The 1093-nt window shown below is 71.2% G+C and carries 1 protein-coding gene and 2 pseudogenes; 1 reads left to right on the top strand and 2 read right to left on the bottom strand.

Translation table 11 applies throughout. The features are described 5' to 3' along the window. A pseudogene (locus HC031_RS32185) lies at positions 1–268 on the bottom strand (hypothetical protein); the annotation flags it as partial. Between the two features lie 89 nt (positions 269–357). After that, entirely contained in the window at positions 358–636 is a 279-nt protein-coding gene (locus HC031_RS32180) for a hypothetical protein (RefSeq protein WP_167929230.1), read from the bottom strand. 189 nt (positions 637–825) lie between these two features. Here HC031_RS32180 and HC031_RS32175 point away from each other — a divergent pair. After that, positions 826–1093: pseudogene (locus tag HC031_RS32175) on the top strand (chitinase); the annotation flags it as partial.

Genomic DNA, 1093 nt, shown 5'->3' with positions numbered 1-1093 from the left:
CGGTGTTCGGCGCCACGGCGACCGTCTGGCTGCATTGGGCGTTGTCGTTGCCGGCGGGCGTGCCCTGCAGCGCCTGCGCGCCGGAGTGTGCGTGCCCGGCCACGACGCCCGCCGCCGCGGTGCAGGACCAGCCGGTCAGGCCGGCTTCGAAGCCGGCGTTGGTGACGGTCTCGGTGTCCGCCGAGGCGGAGGTGGCGGCGATCGAGATGCCGGCCACCGCGGCGGTCGCCGCGAGGACGGCCAACGCCGGGCGTACGGGTCTTCGCATGGTGCGGGCTCCTTCGAAGGCTGCGGAGGATATGACGGGGGTGTGCCCGCCGGCCGGGCCTGCGTGGCGGCCGGCCGGCGGGGAGTCGGTCAGCGCAGGCCGGTGTCGACCGCGCCCATCAGGGTTCCGCTTTCGCCGGACATCTCCCAGATCATGGCGCCGGTGGGCAGGTCGAACTCCAGCGTCCAGCCGGTGATGGGCGTGCCGGTGGGGTTGGTGACCACGTACTTGTCCAGCCACCGCGAGCCGTTGTCGGTGGTGGACAGGGTGGCGGTCAGCCGGGTGGCGGCCCGGGCGGGGGTCGGCACGGCGACGGTGGCGACGGTCAGCAGGGCGACGGCGATGGTCGATCTCAGGTATCGGGGCATGGGGCTCTCCCTGGTGGTGGGGCGAGCAGTACCGGAAAGTTTGTTAAATGTTCAGCCGGCCGGGGTGCCGCTCGTCGAGGTTGGGCGGCTGGCGGCTAATCAGTTAAGAAACCTTGACATTAATTTGGGTGTCGGGTTCCATCGATGCTCATCTCAGCGACCGCCCGGTCGCGTCCAGAGGAGCTGTCCATGCGCGGATACCAACGTGTGCTGGCCGTAGGTGCGGTCGCGGCCACCGTCGCCGGTGCGGTCGCCCTGATCGTCGGTCCCGCTTCGGCGGACACGGAGACCATCACCAACCCGGGCTTCGAGTCGGGCCTGTCCGGCTGGTCCTGCACCGCGGCGGCGGGCGTCGTGGCCGGGCACGCACACTCCGGCGCGCAGGCGCTGCAGGGCACGCCCACCGGCAACGACAACGCCCAATGCAGCCAGACCGTCACCGTCGCACCCAACACCA

Source organism: Planosporangium thailandense (genome assembly GCF_011947195.1).
Taxonomy (GTDB): domain Bacteria; phylum Actinomycetota; class Actinomycetes; order Mycobacteriales; family Micromonosporaceae; genus Planosporangium; species Planosporangium thailandense.
This window is presented reverse-complemented; position numbering and strand designations above follow the sequence as displayed.